The following is a 14,415-nucleotide window of genomic DNA, read 5'->3' on the forward strand; positions in this document are numbered from 1 at the left end:
AAACAAACTAATTCGTCGACTATATATTGACACACTGTTGAGTTCTCAAGAATCACACACACCCACACCAACCAACCGCAAACCCGCGACCAGCGGCCCGTGAGGCAACCCGACCAAACTTACCCGACCACCCGCTGCCAGTCAAACCGGCGAACCCCGCAGGATCCAAGCGATCAACGTTCAATCAGAGATTGTCTACCAGAGCCGGGCGACCCGCCCTTCTGGGCGTTCCTCCCCGCCGCTCTCGGCGACAGGTGAAACATTAGACGAACGGCTGGCGACCTTGCAAATCGGGGGTCGTCAGCCGTTCGTCGTAGCCGCCCTGGAAGAGCGTTTTCGCAGGTCAGACGGCCTGCACGCCCGCGAAGTTCTTCTTGCCCTTGCGCAGTACGAGCCAGTCACCGGCCACGAAGTCGGCGTCCGTGGGCACGTACTCGGGGTCTTCCACGCGCTGGTTGTTCAAGTAGGCGCCACCCTCCTTGATGGTCCGCCGCGCGTCGCCGTTGCTCTTGGCCAGACCGGCCAGCACCAGCAGTGCCACGATGTCGGGCGTACCCTCCGAGCGCGAGAAGGAGCTTCCGCCGGCCTCGCTGAGCGCACTGGCCAGGGTGCTGCCGCTGAGCTCGTGCAGGTCACCGCTGCCGAAGAGCGCCGCGGAGGCGGCCTTGATCCGCTCGGTCTCCGCAGCGCCGTGCACCAGGGTGGTGACCTCCTCGGCCAGTCGCTTCTGCGCCGCACGCAGCCAGGGCTTCTCGGAAGTCTCCGCCTCGAGGCCCTCGATCTCGTCGCGGCTCAGGAAGGTGAAGACTCGCAGGAGCTCCCCCACCTTCTCGTCCTCGACGTTGAGCCAGAACTGGAAGAAGGCGTAAGGCGACATCATCTCCGGGTCGAGCCAGAGGGCGCCGCCCTCGGTCTTGCCGTACTTGGTGCCATCGGGCTTCGTGATCAGCGGCGTCGCGAAGGCGTGCGCCGTCCCGCCGTCCGCGCGACGGATCAGGTCCACTCCGCCGGTGAGGTTCCCCCACTGGTCGGAGCCGCCGAACTGAAGCGTCACCCCGTGCGTGCGGTAGAGGTTGAGGAAGTCCATCGACTGGAGCAGGACGTAGCTGAACTCGGTGTAGCTGATACCGGACTCCAGCCGTCGCTTCACCGTCTCGCGGGCCAGCATCCGGTTGACCGGGAAGTGCTTGCCGATGTCGCGCAGGAAGTCGATCACCGACAGCGACTCGGTCCACTCGTAGTTGTTGACCATCGTCGCCGCGTTCTCGCCCTCGAAGCTGAGGAACGGTTCGATCTGGCGGCGTACCCGTTCGACCCACTCCTGCACCGTGTCGAGCGAGTTCAGGGTCCGCTCCCCCGAGTCCCGGGGGTCGCCGATCATGCCGGTCGCGCCGCCGACCAGGGCGTAGGGCGTCAAACCCGCTTCCTGCAGTCGCTTGGCCGTGAGGATCTGGACCAGGTTGCCCATGTGCAGGCTCGGCGCTGTCGGGTCGAAGCCCACATAGAACTTGACACTCCCGGCGGCCAGCGCGCTGCGCAGCGCGTCGAGGTCGGTCGAGTGGGCGATCAGGCCGCGCCACTCGAGGTCGTCGAGCAGGTCAGGGTGGGTGGACAACGTGGTGCCTTTCCATGATGGGCTTTCGTGACCGGACGGTCAGGACCCAGCCTAGGGGGCTGCCTCCCGGCGGCGCGGGGACGCCCGGTAGGCGGAGACGCTCGGCTCACCATCGATCCAGAAGCGCCAAGGCCGGTCGGCGGCACGGGAGACGCCGACCCGCGGCCCGGTCCGGATCCGGGACGGCGCCACCGGTGCAGCGAGCTCCAAGCGGACCGGGCCTCCCGCGAGCAGATCGGTGCCGGCAACCTCCGCGGTGATCCCGAGCGCCTGGCACAGCCGGCCCGGCCCACGCGTGAGGTCCCTCTCGGGGATGCGGGGACCGCGACGTACCCGGACCAGGTCGTGCCCGTCTTCGACGGCACCCGCCCGGAGCAGGAGCGCGGACGCCTCGCCGTCCGGACCGGTGACCACGTTCGCGCACCAGTGCAGGCCGTGCGAGCGGTACACGTAGAGGTGACCGGCAGGGCCGAACATGACCTCGGTGCGGGGGGTGGGGCCCCGGAAGGCGTGGGAGGCCGGGTCCTGCGGGCCGGCGTACGCCTCGAGCTCGGTGATCCGGAGGGTCACCGCACCCTCCGGAGTCACATGCGTGAGACGGGCACCCAGGAGGCTGGCAGCGGCGTCGAGCACCGGCGCTGCCAGGACAGCGCGGTCAGCCGAGGCGGCCACGCGCTGCAGCTGCCCGCTCCCGCAGCTCGGCGAGCTGCTCAGCGACGCGAGCCGGCGCCGTACCTCCACGGCCCGTGCGCGCCGCGACCGAGCCCGCGACGGTCAGCACGCTGCGGACCTCCGGAGTCAGGTGCGGCGAGATGGTCGCGAACTCCGCATCGGAGAGCTCGTGCAGCTCGATGCCCCGCTGCTCGCAGGCCCGGACGCAGGCACCGGCGACCTCATGGGCGATCCGGAACGGCACGCCTTCACGGACCAGCCACTCAGCGATGTCGGTGGCGAGGCTGAACCCCTGCGGTGCCAGCTCGGCCATCCGCTCGGTGTTGAAGGTGAGCGTGGCCATCATGCCGGTGAAGGCGGGCAGCAGGACCTCAAGCGTGTCGACGCTGTCGAAGACCGGCTCCTTGTCCTCCTGCAGGTCGCGGTTGTAGGCCAGTGGCAGCGCCTTGAGGGTGGCCATCAGGCCGGACAGGTTGCCGATCAGACGGCCCGCCTTGCCCCGCGCAAGCTCGGCGATGTCGGGGTTCTTCTTCTGCGGCATGATGCTCGACCCCGTCGACCAGGAGTCGTGGAGGGTCGCGAAGTCGAACTCGCGCGTCACCCACATGATGACCTCCTCGGCGAGGCGGCTCACGTCGACGCCCACCATGGCGGAGACGAAGCCGAACTCGGCGACGAAGTCGCGGGCCGCCGTACCGTCGATGGAGTTCGCGGTCGAGCCAGTGAAGCCGAGGTCGAGTGCGACCTGCACCGGGTCCAGCCCGAGCGTGGAGCCGGCCAGCGCACCGGATCCGTACGGCGAGTCCCCGGCGACCCGGAGATCCCAGTCGGCGAGCCGGTCGACGTCGCGGAGCAGCGGCCAGGCGTGCGCCATGAGGTGGTGGGCCAGCAGCACCGGCTGTGCGTGTTGCAGGTGGGTGCGCCCCGGCATCATGGCGTCGCCGGCAGCCTCGGCCTGAGCGGCGAGCACCTCGACCAGATCGAGGACGAGCCCACCGATCACCCGGCCGTGGTCGCGCAGGAACGCCTTGAAGAGCGTGGCTACCTGGTCGTTGCGCGAGCGTCCGGCACGGAGTCGGCCGCCCACCTCGTCGCCCACTTCCTCCAGCAGCAGCCGCTCGAGTGCGCCGTGGACGTCCTCGTCCGTGGGATCCGGCCGGAGCTCGCCGGCGGCGTACCGCTCACCGAGGACACGAAGACCACGCTGCAGCTCCTCGTGGTCCGCGTCGGCCAGCAGGCCAGCGCGGTGCAGCGCGCGGGCGTGTGCCGCCGATCCGGCGAGGTCGTACGGCGTCAGGCGCCAGTCGAAGTGGGTGGACACCGAGAGCGCGTCGAGCTCGGGGCTCGGGCCTCCGGCGAAGCGGCCGCCCCAGAGCTTGCCGGTGTTGGTCGTTCCTGCGTCAGTCACGGGGAGAGTCTTCCAGTCAGTCGGGTCCGGCAGTTCAGGAGATGGGAGGTTCCAGGCCGTTGGCCAGGGCGGTGAAGCGCTGCGCGAGCGCCTCGCCGCCGTAGGGATCGCGGCCGATCAACAGCACCGTGTCGTCGCCGGCGATGGTGCCGAGGACATCGGACAGCTCGGCCTTGTCGAAGGCGCTGGCGAGGAACTGCGCAGCGCCCGGCGGGGTGCGGAGCACCACCAGGTTGGCACTCGACTCGGCGCTGACCAGCAGCTCGGTGCACAGCCGCGCCAACCGTGCCTGGGCGCCTGCCGTCTCCCGGCCGGTGGCCGGTGTGCGATCGCCCCCCTCCCCCGGCACCGCGTAGACGAGAGCGCCCGAGGCACCTCGCACCTTCACCGCGTCGAGCTCGACCAGGTCCCGCGAGAGCGTCGCCTGGGTGACGTGCACTCCGCGCGCTGCCAGCAGCTCGGAGAGCTCGACCTGGCTGCGCACCTCGCCGTGCTGGACCAGCTCGATCACCAGTTGCTGGCGTGCGCTCTTGGTCAGCGGGGTCAGCGCGGAGTCGTTCACCGCCGCGCCTCGAGCCAGGCCAGCACCGCCTTCTGGGCATGCCGTCGGTTCTCCGCCTCGTCCCACACCACGCTGCGTGGCCCGTCGAGCACCTCCGCGGCGATCTCCTTCCCGCGGTAGGCGGGCAGGCAGTGCATGGCGATCGCCTCGGGTGCGGCGAGTGCGAAGAGCTCCTCGGTCAGCGAGTACGGCGCCAGATCGGCCAGCCGCCCGGCGGCCTCGGCCTCCTTGCCCATCGAGACCCAGGTGTCGGTGATGACGACGTCGGCGCCCTCGACCGCCGCACGGGCATCGGTGGTGATGGTGGCCGATCCGCCGGTGCCTGCACCGATCTCCGCGGCACGGGTGACGAACTCCTCGGAGGGCTGGTAGCCCTCCGGCGCAGCGACCCGGATGTGCATCCCTGCGGTCGCTCCCGCCAGCATCCACGAGTTGCCCATGTTGCAGGCACCGTCGCCGAGGAAGACCGCGGTGAGACCCGCCGTACGGCCGAAGCGCTCGCGCACGGTGAGCAGGTCGGCCAGCAGCTGGCAGGGGTGGAAGTCATCGGTGAGGGCATTGACCACCGGCACCCCGGCGTGCTCGGCCATGGTGTCGATCCGGTGCTGCCCGGACGTACGCCAGACGATCTGGGCGAACTGCCGGCCCAGCACCCGGGCGACGTCGTCGATCGACTCCCGCACACCGATCCCGGCAAGCTCTCCCTGCACCAGCATCGGGAAGCCACCGAGCTCCGCGATCCCCGCAGCGAACGACGCCTGGGTGCGCAGGGTGGGCTTGTCGAAGATCATGGCGACGCTCCGGGGGCCCTCGAGGGGGCGCAGGGAGAACGGCTCCGCCTTGACGGCGACAGCGAGGTCGAGCACCTCTGCCTGCTCCGCAGGGGTGAGGTCGTCGTCGCGCAGGAAGTGACGCATCATGCCTCCAGTCCAGCCTGGTCGAGGATTCCCGGCCAGGCGGCGAGGAACCGGTCGGCCTGGGCGTCGGTCAGCACCAGCGGCGGCGCCAGCCGGATCCGGTGCGGGGTGGGGTTGTTGATGATGAAGCCCGCACCGAGCGCGGCCGCGGCAACCTCCGCGGACCTCTCCTGGGCGAGGTCGAGGCCGATCAGCAGCCCCAGTCCCCGGACCTCGCTCACCCGGGGGTCGGCAAGGCCTGCACGCAGCCGCTCACCGAGCGCCTCGGCGCGCGCCAGGAGGCTCTCCTCCTCGGCGACGCGCAGGACCGCGAGAGCAGCAGCCGTCGCCACCGGGTTGCCGCCGAAGGTGGTGCCGTGCTGCCCCGGCTGGAGGAGGTCTCCTGCGGCTCCGAGCGCGATGGTGGCACCGATCGGCAACCCGCCGCCGAGCCCCTTGGCCAGCGTGATCAGGTCGGGTGTCACCGGCTCGGGCGCCAGGCCCGGGTGCTGGTGCGCGAACCACCGTCCGGTGCGGCCGACGCCGGTCTGGATCTCGTCGAGCCACATGAGCGCGCCATGCCGGCTGGTGATCTCCCGCACCCGTGCCAGGTAGTCGGACGGCGGCACGTTGACGCCGGCCTCCCCCTGGATCGGCTCCAGCACGACGGCAGCCGTCTGGTCGGTGACCGCCGCCTCCAAGGCAGCCGCGTCGCCGTACGGCACGAACGTGACGTCGCCGGGCAGTGGCGCGAAGGGGTCGCGGTAGGCGGCCTTCGAGGTCAGTGCCAAGGCGCCCATCGTCCGGCCGTGGAAACCGCCCTCGGTGGCCACGACGTGCGTGCGTCCGGTGCGCCGGGTGATCTTGAACGCGGCCTCGTTTGCCTCGGTGCCGGAGTTGGAGAGGAAGACCCGGCCGTCCTGGCCGAGCAGCGCGAGCAGCCGCTCCGCGAGCTCGACCTGCGGCCCGGAGGTGAAGAAGTTGGAGACGTGGCCGAGAGTGCCGAGCTGCTGCGTCACCGCCTCGATCAGCGCCGGATGTGCGTGTCCGAGCAGGTTGACCGCGATCCCGCCGAGCAGGTCGAGATACTCGTTGCCGTCGGCGTCCCAGACCGTGGCACCCTCACCCTTGGCCAGCACCAGTCGAGGTGTGCCGAAGGTGTTCATCACGGCAGCGCCGTAGCGCACGGTCAGCTCGTTCTGCGTGGTCATGCCGTCGCCACCTTTCCGGCCTTGCGGAGCTTGGTCTCGACGCCGGGCAGCACCTGGGTGCCGACGCCCTCGGCGGTGAAGATCTCGAGCAGCACGGCGTGCTCCTGCCGCCCGTCGACGACGGTCGCTCGGGGTACGCCGCCCGTGACCGCCTTCAGGCAGGCGCCCATCTTCGGCACCATCCCGGAGGCGAGCGACGGCATCAGCTGCGCCAACGCCTCGGGACTGATCTCCTGGATCAGGTCGTCCGAGTTGCCGTAGTCGCGGTAGAGGCCCTCGACGTCGGTGAGCACGAGCAGCTTCTCCGCCCCCAGGGCGACGGCGAGGGCGGCGGCCGCGGTGTCGGCGTTGACGTTGTGCACGACGCCGTTCTCGTCGGGCGCGACGCTGGAGATGACCGGGATGCGTCCCGCCTCCACCAGGTCGAGCACCGCCTCCGGCCGCACCTTGGCGACTTCACCGACCAGTCCGAGGTCGACCTCCTCGCCGTCGACGATGGTGTTGGCAGGCTCCGCGGTGAACAAGCCCGCGTCCTCTCCGGAGAGGCCGACGGCGATGTGGCCGTGCTGGTTGATCAGGCCGACGAGCTCCCGCTGCACCTGCCCCACGAGGACCATCCGGACGACGTCCATCGCCTCCGGGGTGGTCACCCGCAAACCACCGCGGAACTCGGACTCGATACCGAGCTTGTCGAGCATCTGCGAGATCTGCGGGCCGCCACCGTGGACGACCACCGGCTTGAATCCGGCGTAGCGGAGGAAGGCGATGTCTTCGGCGAACGCCTGCTTCAAGGAGTCGTCGGTCATGGCGTTGCCGCCGTACTTCACCACGATCGTCTTGCCGTGGTACTTCATCAGCCACGGCAGCGCCTCGGCCAGTACTGCCGCTTTGGCCGGGTCGTGGCCGATGCCTGTGGTCATGGGATTCACGGTGTTCATGAGGAGTACGCGCTGTTCTCGTGGACGTAAGCGTGGGTCAGGTCGTTGGTCCAGACGGTCGCGAGGGCGTCTCCGGCCTTGAGGTCGATCGTCACGGTCACCTGGCGCGGCTCGAGGTCGACGAGCGAGGGATCCTCGGCCGGGGTGGAGTTGCGGCACACCCAGACGCCGTTCATGGCGACGTCCAGGTCCGCGGGGTCGAAGGAGGCCGAGGTGGTGCCGATGCTGGCCAGCACCCGCCCCCAGTTCGGGTCCTTGCCGAAGATCGCGGCCTTGAAGAGGTTGCTGCGGGCCACACTGCGGCCGACCTCGACGGCCTCGTCCTCGGTCGCCGCACCCAGCACCGTGATGGCGATCTCGTGATCGGCACCCTCGGCGTCCGCCAGGAGCTGCATCGCCAGATCGCTGCAGACCCGGGTGAGCGCGTCGGTGAACTCCGCTACGTCGGGAGTGACGCCCGAGGCGCCACTGGCCATCACGGTGACGGTGTCGTTGGTGGACATGCAGCCGTCCGAGTCGAGCCGGTCGAAGCTCACCCGGGTCGCCGCCCGCAGCGCTCCGTCGAGCTCTGCCGCCGGCACCCGAGCGTCTGTGGTGATGACGACCAGCATGGTGGCCAGCTGCGGCGCGAGCATGCCTGCCCCCTTGGCCATGCCACCGATCGACCAGCCGTCACCCTCGACCACGAACTGCTTGCTGACCGTGTCGGTGGTCATGATCGCGGCTGCCGCATCGGCTCCCCCGTCGCTGGACAGCTGCCCGGCGGCGGCGTCGACCCCGTCGAGCAGCCGTTGCCGTGGATTGGTGAGACCGATGAGACCGGTGGAGCAGACGACGACGTCGCCGGCACCGATGCGGAGGTGACCAGCGACCCGCTCCGCCACCGCGTGCGTGGTCTGGAAGCCCTCGGGGCCGGTGTAGCAGTTGGCACCGCCGGAGTTGAGCACGACGGCACGGACGATGCCGTCCTTGACGACCTGCTCGCTCCAGAGCACCGGGTTGGCCTTGCAGCGGTTGCTCGTGAAGACGGTCGCCGAGTCGTAGTGAGGGCCTTGGTTGACGACGAGGGCGAGATCCTTCGCGCCGGTGCTCTTCAGGCCGGCGGGCACGCCGGCAGCCTGGAAGCCGGCGGGGTGGGTGACGCTCATTTCCTGCTCTTTCCTGGACGGGTGGTGACGGGGATGGCGGGGCCGACCTTGTGCCCTCGTCGTCGCCACTCCTCACTCGCCTCGTCAGCGCGGCTGACCGGCACCAGCAGCCAGATGGTCTCGTGGGTGCCGTGCACGAACACCGGGATCTCCGCCTCCACCAGGGGCGTCAGCAGCTCAACGAGCGTCCCGGCGTCGGCCGGGTCGATCTCGGAGGCGACCGCGAAGCCGGTGAAGGGCCGCCGGTGGACCGACTTGGTCGGCACGCTGCGCGAGGCACAGATGACCGACGTCTCGATCGCCGTCGCGGTCACCGAGAAGATGCTGGAGGACTCCGCCCAGGCCGGCACCTCCGAGCCCGGACCGAGATGCACGACCGCGAGCTTCTCCGGGAACTGGGCCAGGGTCAGGCCCCGGCTGCTCTCGGCGCTCACGGGGCCAGCCCCACACTGGTGAGCCCAGCGCCCTCGTCGATGCCGAGGGCCAGGTTCATGCACTGGACGGCGGCACCGCCGGTGCCCTTGGCCAGGTTGTCGACCGCGCCGACCGCCACCAGGCGCTGCGCGGTCTCGTCGACCGTGACCTGCACGTGCACCGCATTCGAGCCGACCACCGACTTCGTCTGCGGCCAGAGCCCGGCGGGGAGCACGTGGACGAACGGCTCGTCGGCGTACGCCGCGAGGTAGGTGTCCCGGACCGCGTCGGCGCTCACCGACGCGGCGAGCGGGGCTGAGACGGTCGCCAGGATGCCGCGCGGCATCGGTACCAGCAGCGGCGTGAAGCTCACCTTGGCATCGACGGCCCCCAGGCCGGCGAGGGACTGGATGATCTCCGGGGTGTGCCGGTGCACTCCCCCGACGCCGTAGGCGCTCGTGCTGCCCATGACCTCGCTGCCGAGCAGGTTGGTCTTGGCAGCCTTGCCGGCACCGCTGGTGCCGGAGGCGGCCACGACGACGATGTCGGGGAGCACCAGACCGGCGGCGACCGCCGGCGCGATGGTGAGGCTGGAGACGGTCGGGTAGCAGCCCGGCACGGCGATCCGGCGCGCGCCCGCCAACCGGTCACGCTGACCGGGCAGCTCCGGCAGGCCATAGGGCCACGAGCCGGCGTGGGTGCCGCCGTAGAACCGTTCCCAGGCACCCGCGTCGGTCAGCCGGAAGTCGGCGCCGCAGTCGATGACGACGGTGTCGTCGCCCAGCTGCTCGGCGATCTCGGCCGACTGCCCGTGCGGCAACGCCAGGAAGACCACATCATGGCCGCGGAGCGTGGCGACCTCCGTCGCCTCCAGCACCCGGTCGGCCAGCGGCACGAGGTGGGGCTGGAGCTGGGCGAGCGGGGTACCCGCGTTGGAACCGCCGGTGAGCGCACCGATGGTGACCTGCGGATGACCGAGCAGCAGCCGCAGGATCTCACCCCCGGCGTACCCACTGGCGCCGGCGACGGCGACGGAGAACGTCTGACTCATATGCATGACTATACATATCTATGCATGATCTCGCATCAGCCCAGTAAGGTCGCACCATGACGCGACTGGAGCCCTCACGCTATCGCGACCACCTCCATCAGGAGTCCGCCCGCTTCCGGGCCGTCCTGACCGACGCACGTCCGGAGGCTCGGGTGCCGAGCTGCCCGGACTGGTCGGTGGCCGACCTGCTCTGGCACCTCACGCGGGTGCAGTACTTCTGGGCGCGCACGATGAACCATCGGCCGGCAGCCCCTGATCCCGAGCGGGGCTGGGGCGAGCCGCCGCGACCCGAGCGGTACGCCGATCTGCTCACCTTCTTCGACGAGTGCTCCGGCAATCTGCAGACCTCGCTCGCCAACGCGGATCCGGCCGAGGCCGCGTGGTCGTGGGCTCAGGACCAGACGGTCGGCTTCACGCTGCGCCGTCAGGCGCACGAGGCGCTGATCCACCGGCTCGACGCGGAGCTCGTCACCGGACAGGTGACACCCCTCGACCCCGCGCTCGCCACCGACGGGGTCCACGAGGCCCTCGACGTGATGTTCGGCGGCTGCCCGCCGTGGGGCACCTTCACGCCGGGCGAGCTGCAGGTGCGGGTCGACCTCCGTGACACCGACACGCAGCTGTGGGTGGTGCTCGGCCGCTTCACCGGGACCGACCCGGAGAGCGGCGTCGTCCACGACGAGGACGACCTGCAGGTGGTCGACGACCCGGGCACCGAGCCGGACCTCGTGGTCGAGGGCCGGGCCGAGGATCTGGACGCATGGCTCTGGCACCGCCGCGACGACAGCGCCCTCGACTGGGCCGGGGATGCGACGGCGAAGGAGATCCTCCGTCGCATCCTCGACCAGCCGATCGACTGAGCCAGGGCGCGTCTAGGGACGTGCTGATCGAGATGGATCAGCGGTGCCCTAGCGCTGGACGGCGCCGGTTCGCTCGGCGGCCAGGCTCACTGCGGCCTCCCGGGCCGCGCTCGCCTCGCCCTCCTTCAGCGTGCGGTCGGCGGCGCGGAACCGGAGCGCGAAGGCAAGCGACTTGCGGCCCTGGCCGATCTGCTCGCCGGTGAACACGTCGAAGAGACGGATCGACTCGAGCAGCGGGCCGGCGCCCTCACGCAGCGCCGCCTCGACCTCGGCCGCCGGCACCGCAGCGTCGACGACGAGCGCCACGTCCTCCTTCGCCACCGGATGCGTCGAGAACGTCGGAGCGGGACGCAGGTGCACGCCGCGCTCGATCAGCACGTCGAGGTCGACCTCGGCTGCGACGCTGCCTCGCGGTAGACCGTAGGCCTCGCAGACCTTGGGGTGCAGCTCGCCTGCATGACCGATGACGGTGTCGTCCACGGAGAGCTCCGCACACCGCCCCGGGTGCCACGGCGCGTGGTCGACTCCACGGGCCGCCAGGTCGATGCCGACGGAGTCGGCCACCACGCGCACGGCATCGACGGCGTCGGCCCAGTCGGCAGTCCGCCCCTCGCCCCACCAGCCGGCCTCCTCAGCCGCACCGACCCCGACCAGCGCGAGGTGGAACGGCTGAGCCGGCAGGCCGGCCTGGAGCGCGGCGAACTCATCGGCGCTCGGGCCATGGTCGACCGACAGGATCCTGGTCGCCCCGCCCCGGGGCACCGTCACCGTGGCGGTCTCGTAGATCCCGAACGAGGAGAGGCCGTGCCCAACATTGCGCCCGGCCGTCCGCAGCAGCCCGGCCAGCACCGTCGTGGTCATGAGGGGCGCTTCGCTGCTGAGCGGGTTCTCCAGCCGCAGCGCCTTGCGGCGTACGTCGTCGGCCGGCACCCGCATCTGGTCGAAGTCGGCGTCGCCCACGAAGGGGAAGGTGACGACCTCGGTGAAGCCCTCGGCGGCGACGACCCGGGAGAACCGGCGACGCAGCTGCTGGGCACGCGTCAGACCTCGGCCCGCCGGCGGGACCGGCAGCACCGACGGCACCTTGTCGTAGCCGACGAGGCGGATCACCTCCTCTGTGGTGTCCTGCGGGTCGGTCAGGTCCGGACGCCACGGCGGCGGTACGACGCTGAGCGTGCCGGTGCCGGTGACTTCGCAGCCCACCGCCCGCAGCGCCTCGACGGCGGTCTGCTCGCTGATCTCCATGCCGGAGACGCGAGCAGCCTTGTCGCCGGCGACCGTGATCGTCGGCTGCGCAGGCGGCGTGCCCACGACGGTGACACCCGGGTCGGCGGTGGCACCGCCATGGGCCACCAGCAGCTCCACGACCCGGTCGGCAGCCGCCTCGCAGATGGTCGGGTCGACGCCGCGCTCGTTGCGCTTGCCGGCCTCGGAGGAGATCTTGTGGCGCTTGCCGGTGCGGAACATCGAGACCGCGTCCCAGTGCGCCGACTCGACGACGATCGAGGTGGTCGTCTCCGACATCTCGGTGGTCTCGCCGCCCATCACCCCGCCCAGACCGATGATCCCGGAGTCGTCGGTGACGACGAGGTCTTCGGCCGACAGCTCGCGCACAACGCCGTCGAGCGTGGTGAGCTTCTCCCCCGCGACCGCACGGCGTACGACGATCGGGCCGGTGAGCTTGTCGGCGTCGTACCCGTGGATCGGCCGACCGGTCTCGAGCATCACGTAGTTGGTGACGTCGACCGCGAGCGAGATCGAGCGCATGCCGGCGGCGGCGATCCGGTCGGCGATGAACGCGGGCGTCGGAGCAGCCGGGTCGAAGCCGGTGACCTTGCGGGCGACGAAGACCGGGCAGCCCGCAGTGTCGGCGAGGACGACCGGATAGCCCGCGTCGTTGGCGGCCGGCGTCTGGCGCAGCGCGGGGTCGCGGAAGTTGCTCGCACCTTCGACCGAGACCGCGACGTCGCGGGCGATCCCACGCAGACTCAACCCGTAGGCCCGGTCGGGATTGACCTCGAACTCGATGATCTCCTCGTCCAGTCCCAGCACCTCACGGGCGTCCTGGCCGGGCACGCCGGCGTCGGCGGGCAGCACGATGATGCCGTCGTGGTCGTCACCAATCCCGAGCTCGCGGGCCGAGCAGATCATCCCCGCGGACAGGTGGCCGTAGGTCTTGCGCGCAGAGATCGCGAAGTCACCGGGGAGCACCGCTCCCGGAAGCACGACGACGACCAGGTCGCCGACCTCGAAGTTGTGGGCGCCGCACACGATGCCCTGGGGTTCACCGGTGTCGTTGGCGTCGGCGACGTCTACGGTGCACCAGTTGATGACCTTGCCGTTCTTCTGCGGCTCGGGCTCCTTGGTGAGCACCCGGCCGATCACCAGCGGGCCGGTGATCGCCGCACCGGGGCTGTGCACGGCCTCGAGCTTGAGACCGGTCATGGTGAGGCGGCGGGTGATGTCGTCGGTCGTCGTGCCCTCGGGCACGTCGACGTACTCCTTGATCCAGGAGACGGGGGCCTTCATCGTCGTTCTCTCCTCAGATCTCGGTGCCGAACGCGGAGCTGAACCGTACGTCGCCCTCGAAGAGCGGACGCAGGTCCTCCAGACCGTGGCGGAACATGAAGGTGCGGTCGATGCCGAACCCGAAGGCGAAGCCGGAGTAGACCTCGGGGTCGATCCCACAGGCGATCAGCACTCGCGGGTTGACCACGCCGCAGCCCCCCCACTCGATCCAGCCCTCGCCACGACAGGTGCGGCAGGCGTCGGAGTCGACGCCCCGGCACACGAAGCAGCGCAGGTCGACCTCGGCGCTGGGCTCGGTGAACGGGAAGTACGACGGCCGGAAGCGCGTCGTGATCCCGTCGCCGTAGAGCGCCGAGGCGAGGTGGTCGAGCGAGCCCTTGAGGTGGGCCATGGTGATGCCCTCGTCGACGACGAGACCCTCGACCTGGTGGAACATCGGGCTGTGCGTGGCGTCGTACTCGTCGGTGCGGAAGACCCGACCGGGGCAGGCGACATAGATCGGCGGCTTGCGGGTGAGCATCGTGCGCGCCTGTACCGGGGAGGTGTGTGTGCGCAGCACGACGTGGTTCTCGGCAGGGACCGTCCAGAAGGTGTCCTGCATGGTGCGTGCCGGGTGGTCGGGCCCGAGGTTCAGCGCATCGAAGTTGAGCCACTCCGCCTCGACCATCGGCCCCTCGGCGATCTCCCAGCCCATGCCGACGAAGATGTCGGCGATCAGCTCGGACTGCATCGTCAGCGGATGCCGCGATCCCCGACGTCGCCGGCCCGTCGGCAGCGTGACGTCCACCGTCTCCTCGGCCAGCATCCGCTCCGCCTGCTCGGCCTCGAGCACCGCGGTCCGCTCCGCGATCGCCTTGTTGACGGCACCGCGGGCCTGCCCGACACGGGCACCCGCCTCCTTGCGCGCCTGCGGCGGCAGCGCACCGATCTCCCGGTTGGCGAGGGCCAGCGGGGAGCGGTCGCCGGCGTGGTCGAGCCGCACCTGCTTGAGTGCGCCGAGGTCGTGCGCACCGGCGATGGCGTCGAGCGCGGCGTCGCGCATGGCCTCGACCTCATCAGCACGCAGTGGCGTGACCTCGACGGGGTCGTAATCGGAGTTGGGTCCCGACAT

The 14,415-nt window shown here is 70.4% G+C and carries 13 protein-coding genes; 1 reads left to right on the forward strand and 12 read right to left on the reverse strand.

Annotated elements, in window-relative coordinates; all coding sequences use genetic code 11:
• Window positions 1-343: 343 nt before the first annotated feature.
• The 10 genes from tyrS to argC are packed head-to-tail and all read right to left on the reverse strand — an operon-like array spanning window position 344 to window position 9,915.
• Complete coding sequence (gene tyrS / locus DNK54_RS04710; protein WP_110205826.1) at window positions 344-1,615, reverse strand: tyrosine--tRNA ligase; 1,272 nt, start codon at window positions 1,613-1,615, stop codon at window positions 344-346.
• A 51-nt stretch (window positions 1,616-1,666) separates the two neighbouring features.
• Complete coding sequence (locus DNK54_RS04715; RefSeq protein ID WP_110205827.1) at window positions 1,667-2,287, reverse strand: DNA-3-methyladenine glycosylase; 621 nt, start codon at window positions 2,285-2,287, stop codon at window positions 1,667-1,669.
• The gene (argH, locus tag DNK54_RS04720) at window positions 2,271-3,695 is read right to left on the reverse strand and encodes an argininosuccinate lyase (protein WP_110205828.1); all 1,425 of its coding nucleotides are present in this window, start codon (window positions 3,693-3,695) and stop codon (window positions 2,271-2,273) included. Before argH ends, DNK54_RS04715 begins: the two co-directional genes overlap by 17 nt.
• Window positions 3,696-3,729: 34 nt before the next feature.
• Entirely contained in the window at window positions 3,730-4,257 is a 528-nt protein-coding gene (locus tag DNK54_RS04725) for an arginine repressor (protein ID WP_110205829.1), read from the reverse strand.
• Entirely contained in the window at window positions 4,254-5,177 is a 924-nt protein-coding gene (argF, locus tag DNK54_RS04730) for an ornithine carbamoyltransferase (RefSeq protein ID WP_110205830.1), read from the reverse strand. Before argF ends, DNK54_RS04725 begins: the two co-directional genes overlap by 4 nt.
• Window positions 5,174-6,364, reverse strand: coding sequence for an acetylornithine transaminase (locus DNK54_RS04735; RefSeq protein WP_110205831.1), 1,191 nt, complete (start codon window positions 6,362-6,364; stop codon window positions 5,174-5,176). The genes argF and DNK54_RS04735 overlap by 4 nt, the downstream gene beginning before the upstream one ends.
• Window positions 6,361-7,284 (reverse strand): acetylglutamate kinase, encoded by a 924-nt coding sequence (argB, locus tag DNK54_RS04740; RefSeq protein WP_110206425.1) that lies wholly within the window; start codon window positions 7,282-7,284, stop codon window positions 6,361-6,363. Before argB ends, DNK54_RS04735 begins: the two co-directional genes overlap by 4 nt.
• A gap of 14 nt (window positions 7,285-7,298) precedes the next feature.
• Window positions 7,299-8,450: a bifunctional glutamate N-acetyltransferase/amino-acid acetyltransferase ArgJ gene (gene argJ, locus DNK54_RS04745; RefSeq protein ID WP_110205832.1), complete on the reverse strand. Its 1,152-nt coding sequence runs from the start codon at window positions 8,448-8,450 to the stop codon at window positions 7,299-7,301.
• Window positions 8,447-8,884 carry an ACT domain-containing protein gene (locus DNK54_RS04750; protein WP_110205833.1) on the reverse strand — a complete coding sequence of 146 codons (438 nt, stop codon included), beginning with the start codon at window positions 8,882-8,884 and terminating at the stop codon, window positions 8,447-8,449. Before DNK54_RS04750 ends, argJ begins: the two co-directional genes overlap by 4 nt.
• Window positions 8,881-9,915 carry an N-acetyl-gamma-glutamyl-phosphate reductase gene (gene argC, locus DNK54_RS04755; RefSeq protein WP_420846358.1) on the reverse strand — a complete coding sequence of 345 codons (1,035 nt, stop codon included), beginning with the start codon at window positions 9,913-9,915 and terminating at the stop codon, window positions 8,881-8,883. Before argC ends, DNK54_RS04750 begins: the two co-directional genes overlap by 4 nt.
• Window positions 9,916-9,971: 56 nt before the next feature.
• Between argC and DNK54_RS04760 the strand changes: the two genes are divergently transcribed.
• Window positions 9,972-10,775 carry a maleylpyruvate isomerase family mycothiol-dependent enzyme gene (locus DNK54_RS04760; RefSeq protein WP_110205835.1) on the forward strand — a complete coding sequence of 268 codons (804 nt, stop codon included), beginning with the start codon at window positions 9,972-9,974 and terminating at the stop codon, window positions 10,773-10,775.
• A 48-nt stretch (window positions 10,776-10,823) separates the two neighbouring features.
• Here DNK54_RS04760 and pheT read toward each other — a convergent pair whose 3' ends face one another.
• Both pheT and pheS read right to left on the reverse strand, forming a co-directional pair.
• Window positions 10,824-13,304 carry a phenylalanine--tRNA ligase subunit beta gene (gene pheT, locus DNK54_RS04765; protein ID WP_110205836.1) on the reverse strand — a complete coding sequence of 827 codons (2,481 nt, stop codon included), beginning with the start codon at window positions 13,302-13,304 and terminating at the stop codon, window positions 10,824-10,826.
• A 13-nt stretch (window positions 13,305-13,317) separates the two neighbouring features.
• A complete protein-coding gene (pheS, locus tag DNK54_RS04770; protein WP_110205837.1) occupies window positions 13,318-14,415 on the reverse strand; it encodes a phenylalanine--tRNA ligase subunit alpha in 1,098 nt (365 codons plus the stop codon).

This window comes from Nocardioides daejeonensis, assembly GCF_003194585.1.
GTDB lineage: Bacteria > Actinomycetota > Actinomycetes > Propionibacteriales > Nocardioidaceae > Nocardioides > Nocardioides daejeonensis.